The sequence below is a fragment of the Collimonas fungivorans genome, assembly GCF_028292705.1.
Taxonomy (GTDB): domain Bacteria; phylum Pseudomonadota; class Gammaproteobacteria; order Burkholderiales; family Burkholderiaceae_D; genus Collimonas; species Collimonas fungivorans_B.
In genome coordinates this window covers 1-3,870 of sequence record NZ_JAQGLV010000134.1, presented here as the reverse complement: position 1 = coordinate 3,870, position 3,870 = coordinate 1, and the positions used below count along the sequence as shown (strand labels likewise).

Annotated in this window: 4 protein-coding genes; 1 reads left to right on the top strand and 3 read right to left on the bottom strand. The window is 57.0% G+C overall.

Annotated features, from left to right (window positions below):
* The first annotated feature begins 16 nt into the window (after positions 1 to 16).
* The gene (gene oxlT, locus JWQ61_RS06585) at positions 17 to 1,318 is read left to right on the top strand and encodes an oxalate/formate MFS antiporter (protein WP_304359823.1); all 1,302 of its coding nucleotides are present in this window, start codon (positions 17 to 19) and stop codon (positions 1,316 to 1,318) included.
* Positions 1,319 to 1,388: 70 nt separating this feature from the next.
* Here the strand turns inward: oxlT and JWQ61_RS06580 are convergent, their stop codons facing one another.
* From JWQ61_RS06580 to JWQ61_RS06570, 3 genes are all read right to left on the bottom strand, one after another.
* Entirely contained in the window at positions 1,389 to 2,366 is a 978-nt protein-coding gene (locus tag JWQ61_RS06580) for an NAD(P)H-quinone oxidoreductase (protein WP_304359822.1), read from the bottom strand.
* Between the two features lie 286 nt (positions 2,367 to 2,652).
* A complete protein-coding gene (locus JWQ61_RS06575; RefSeq protein ID WP_175501155.1) occupies positions 2,653 to 2,826 on the bottom strand; it encodes a hypothetical protein in 174 nt (57 codons plus the stop codon).
* A 250-nt stretch (positions 2,827 to 3,076) separates the two neighbouring features.
* Positions 3,077 to 3,685, bottom strand: a complete 609-nt coding sequence (locus tag JWQ61_RS06570) for a Crp/Fnr family transcriptional regulator (protein ID WP_304359821.1) — start codon at positions 3,683 to 3,685, stop codon at positions 3,077 to 3,079.
* Positions 3,686 to 3,870: the final 185 nt, after the last annotated feature.

The window sequence follows — 3,870 nt, the reverse complement described above, 5'->3', positions numbered from 1 at the left end:
TCAGGAGACAAGATACATGGACACCAGTAACGCCAAGCGAGCTCCTAATCGTTGGATTCAACTGATTATCGGCATCATCTGCATGGGCTTGGTCGCCAATCTGCAATATGCCTGGACATTGTTCGTCAACCCCATGGACGCCAAACATCATTGGGGCCAGGCAGCAATTCAATTATCGTTTTCCATTTTCATCGTGACTGAAACCTGGCTGGTGCCGATCGAAGGCTGGCTGGTCGACAAATTCGGCCCGCGCCCGGTGATTGCCATGGGTGCGCTGTTTGCCGGCGCCGGATGGGTGATCAATTCGATGGCGACCAACCTGATCGAACTGTATGCCGCCGCGATCATTGCAGGCATAGGCGCCGGCTGCGTGTACGGCACATGCGTCGGCAATGCGCTGAAATGGTTTCCGGACCGCCGCGGCTTGGCGGCAGGCCTGACCGCCGCCGGCTTCGGCGCCGGCGCCGCGGTGACGGTGATCCCGATCGCCAACATGATCCAGTCGTCCGGCTACGAACGGGCTTTCCTGTTCTTCGGCATCCTGCAAGGCGTGTGCATATTCCTGCTGGCCTTGCTGATGGTGAGGCCGGTGCCGCCCAAGGGCGTGGTGGTATCGAAGAAGATCACCATGACAAAAATCGACTACACGGCTGGACAGATGATCAAGACGCCGGTGTTCTGGCTGATCTACGTGCTGTTCGTCGCCGTCGCCGCCGGCGGCCTGATGGCCACTGCGCAGCTGGCGCCGATCGCCAAGGATTTCGGCATCGCCAAGCTGCCGATGACGATGCTGGGCGTGACCCTGCCGTTGCTCACCATGACGCTTTCCATCGATAATCTTTGCAATGGCTTCACACGGCCGCTGTGTGGGTTCATCTCCGACAAGATCGGCCGTGAAAACACCATGTTCATTGTCTTCATAGGCGAAGGCCTGGCCTTGCTGGGATTGATGGAATACGGCCATAACCCGTATGCCTTCATGCTGTTTGCAGCCTTGGTGTTCCTGTTCTGGGGCGAGATATTTTCGATCTTCCCAGCGATCTGCGCCGATACCTTCGGCAGCAAGTTCGCCGCCGGCAACGCGGGTACGCTCTACACCGCGAAAGGCACCGCAGCCTTGCTGGTGCCGCTGACTTCGGTGCTGTCCGCGGGCGGCGCCTGGAACCGGGTATTCCTGGCTGCCTCCATCACCACCATCGGCGCCGGCCTGGTCGCCAAGTTCATACTGGCGCCGATGCGCAAGCGCTGGGTGGATAAAGGCGTGCCGGCCTATTCATCCGGGTTCGATTCGCATGGCGCGGCCGCGGTGAAGCGCTAGTCCTGGGTCAGCACGCGGGATGGCGTTTGACGCCATCCCGCGCTTGCATCTGCCTGTTCCGCTCAATCTGTCATAACGAAAGCATGATCTTGCCGATATGCGCATTGCTTTCCATCAGTGCATGCGCTTGCGCAGCCTGTTCGAGCGGGAAGGTCTGGAAAATGACCGGCTTGATTTTCCCGCTCTCCAGCAACGGCCAGACATGCGCCTGCAGCTGGCTGGCAATGGCAGCCTTGAACGCCACTGGCCTGGGGCGCAAGGTTGATCCGGTGACCGTCAGCCGGCGCAGCAGGACCTGGCCGAAATGGACGTTTGCCTTGGCGCCGCCAAGCATGGCGATGAACACCAGCCTGCCGTCGTCCGCCAGGCAGTTCAGTTCACGCTGGATATAATCGCCCGCCACCATGTCGAGAATCACATCCACGCCTTTGCCTTGGGTGGCGGTTTTGACTACTTCGACAAAATCTTCCGTACGGTAATTGATGCCGCGTTCCGCTCCCAGCACTTTGCAGGCCCGGCATTTTTCATCGGAACCGGCGGTGGCGAATACCCGATGCCCGAGCGCGGCGGCGATCTGGATCGCAGCGACGCCGATGCCGGAAGTGCCGCCCTGGACCAGCAAGGTTTCGCCTGGCGCCAGATGGCAGCGGTCGAATACATTGCTCCATACGGTAAAAAAGGTTTCCGGCAGCGACGCCGCTTCCAGCACGCTCCAGCCAGCCGGCACCGGCAGGCACAACGCCGCCGGCGCCGTGCAGTACTCGGCATACGCGCCGCCCTGGACCAGCGCGCAGACCAAGTCGCCTTTGCGCCATCCGGTATTGCTGAAGTCGCCGTCGACAATTTCTCCTGCGATTTCCAGGCCGGGCAAGGCAGAAGCGCCGGGCGGCACCGGATAATGGCCGGCGCGCTGCAATACGTCTGGACGGTTGACGCCGGCGGCTTGCACCTTGATCAGCAGTTCGCCGGCCTTGAAGGCCGGCACAGGCTGTTCGCTTACCTGCAAGACTTCTGGTCCGCCGAAGGCGGTGATGTTGATGGCGCGCATGGAGTCCGATCCCGGTAGTTGGCAATCGGATCAGTCTACGAAGATGTCACGGGCCGCGCATTGATCAGGCTCAATCTTCCTGCGCATTTTTTCTTAATTAGACCTAGGTTTTACCTGGTGATATAACCTGACCGGATATCTATATTATGTTGCGGCGCGGGAGCGGCGTCGTGGAAGATTGCCGGGAGCTTTGAATCGGCTGCCAAAAATAAAACAGCCGATCAATGATCGGCTGTTTTTTGCTACATCTGCAGGCGTCACCAGGGTGACCTTGCAGCACCGGGAATTACAGGCCCCAGGTGTAGGTGGCGTCTGTCTTGTCGCCGGTAGTTGCTGCGTCGAGGGACTCGCGCAGGTCGACTGCCAGAAGGGTCGCGGCTACAGCATAGGCGATGCCTGCCACTTTTGCGGAAAAACCAGTGCTGCTTGCCGGGGTGTAGCTGTTGGTTGCTGTAGTCACGGTAGTACTCCTGTCAAAGTAAGAATCTCTTATGCTGCTTTGCATTATATATTTTCAATAATGACTTTTCTAATGACATTATCCAATAACAGGTATGTCATCTGTCAATATCTTGCGCTGCAATATAAGAAGATCTGCCAGGAATACAACAGTATTCGGTCGATTTGACCAGGTTGGGCGGTTATAACGGCCGGATTCGGCGTTTGGGAGCCATCGTGTATACGCAGTGTATACACGATGCTGGCTGCTTTTAGATTTTTCCCTGGTGTTTCAGCCGGCTCAGGGTCTCGGGGGAAATATTCAGGTAGGTCGCAAGTTCTTTTTTCGGCATGCGGTCATAGAGATCCGGATGCTTGCGCAAGAAACGGTGCACGCGGCCCGGCGCATCCAGCAGGTGCAGGGTGATGGTGTGCGCCATGATTTCGCTCATCAGGCGCATTACTTCGTATTCGAAGGCATGCTTCAGTTTCGGGTGCTTGTCCATGAACGCCGCCCATTGCTGCAATGGCAGTTTGGCAACCCGCGCCTTGGATACGCAGACGATGCTGTAGGGCGTCGGCGTTTTCAGGCGCCATGCGGCGTAACTGGTCTCCATGTCGCGCTCGTCGGCGAAGCGCAGGATCATTTCCTTGGCTTGCTGATTTGTCACTACGCGCTTGAGTATGCCGTCCAGGATGAAATATTGCTCCATCTCATGGATGCCCTGGTGCAGCAGAATTTCTCCTTTACCACCATCCACTACGATCAAATGTGATTCCAACTCGAGCATTTCGCTCTCGTCCAAGTCTTTTAAAACATTATTTTGCCTGAGCTGAACACGAATGATGTTTTTCTCTGGGTGGTTTTCTATGAGGGTCATGTAGGTGTTTTAAGGGATGGTCGACAGCTACGAAGATGATGCGTGAAAACTTGACCAAGGTCAATGCCGTCCTCTATATGAGCTGGCTAAGATGGCATCAAGCTGAAGCAATGCAAGAGGTATTGCGGCGGCAGATAACCGATAACAGGAGGAGCAATGGCAGCAGTGATATCCGAGTCGAAGGT